This window comes from Microcoleus sp. AT3-D2 (genome assembly GCF_036705715.1).
GTDB lineage: Bacteria > Cyanobacteriota > Cyanobacteriia > Cyanobacteriales > Microcoleaceae > Microcoleus.
In genome coordinates this window covers 1-1,265 of record NZ_JAUBVE010000206.1, presented here as the reverse complement: position 1 = coordinate 1,265, position 1,265 = coordinate 1, and the positions used below count along the sequence as shown (strand labels likewise).

At 37.9% G+C, this 1,265-nt stretch carries 2 protein-coding genes; both read left to right on the top strand.

Translation table 11 applies throughout. From position 1 onward, the window contains the following. Positions 1-121 precede the first annotated feature (121 nt). Entirely contained in the window at positions 122-508 is a 387-nt protein-coding gene (locus QUB44_RS30915; RefSeq protein WP_333373751.1) for a tetratricopeptide repeat protein, read from the top strand. Positions 509-532: 24 nt separating this feature from the next. After that, the gene (locus QUB44_RS30910) at positions 533-1,096 is read left to right on the top strand and encodes a tetratricopeptide repeat protein (protein WP_333373748.1); all 564 of its coding nucleotides are present in this window, start codon (positions 533-535) and stop codon (positions 1,094-1,096) included. Positions 1,097-1,265: the final 169 nt, after the last annotated feature.

The window sequence follows — 1,265 nt, the reverse complement described above, 5'->3', positions numbered from 1 at the left end:
ATAAGTTAGGGTGAATCCGACTTCTAAACTCTAAACCTAAACCCTGCCTACTGTCTAGAACGAAATAGCCCTGCAATCTGGAGATAAGTTAGTAAGCTCAATTTCCGAACATGGCGAAATTTTGCTAGGTTTAGGAAACGCTTATAACGCTGTGAGTCAATGGAAAATTGCACAAGATTATTACCAAAAAAGTTTATTGATATCTCATAATATAGGCTATCGCAAATTAGAGGCAGCAACCCTTTGTTATATGGCTCTTTCTATGGGAAATACTGAAATGGCAATTGAATACTTACAAGAGTCTATAGTAATTGCTACTGACCTTGAAGAAAGTCATACTAAATGCAAAGCTTTAGAATATTTGGGTGTTATTTATAGTAGCAAAGGAGATTATAATAACTGCCTCAATTGTCATCAGCAAGCTTTGGAAATTGCGCGGCAAATAAAATTTGAAGAAAGCGTGGGAATTGCCCTAGGAAATTTAGGGCATTTATATGAAATTAGGTGAGAATATGAGACGGCAGAACAATATATGAATCAATACTTAGAAATTGCTATCAATATTGGCGATCCCAAACGAAAAGCTTATGCTCTAGGAGGTTTAGCTGGCATTTATAGTAAATTAGGAAATTATAAAACTTCTATAGATTACCAAATCAAAGGACTAGAAATTTGTCGAGAAATTCAAGATAAACACGCCGAAATTGGTGCCATCAGAAGTTTAGGGATTACCTACAGAAAATCAGGGGAATATCGGGAGTCAATACGTTTACTTAAGCGGTGTGTAGAACTTTGCCGTGAAACTGAAAATCCCGGTGAGGGAGATGCTCTGTATGAGTTAGGAATAACTTATTTGGAAATAGGAAAACTTGAAGAGGCTCTTGAGCATTTCAACGCTGGATTGATGATTTTTGATCGAATAGACGCTCAGGCTCGTGCTGCCCAGTCATTGTTTCAATTAGCAAAAACCAGCTTACTGGTCAATACAGTACCTTTAGAAACTATCCAAGATTACTGCGCTCGCGCCGAAAACATTTGTCTGGAACTCGATATGCCACTATTAACAGAAGTCCAAAAACTCCAAGCCAATTTATAGGATAATCGCCCTTAAATATATCAGGAATTACGCACGACGAATTACCAAAAAACTCGGTTTGAGATTGCTTCACTTCGTTACTCGGCCTGGTAACTATAGCAATCCGATTTGAGCCTCACAACACAACGCCCTCTTGTCTTCCTAGACTTCTTGTATAGCAAGACTTTCA

Bases quoted from the DNA above. Each gene is read 5' to 3' on its own strand.
- QUB44_RS30910 (WP_333373748.1), top strand. From the start codon at position 533: ATGAATCAATACTTAGAAATTGCTATCAATATTGGCGATCCCAAACGA.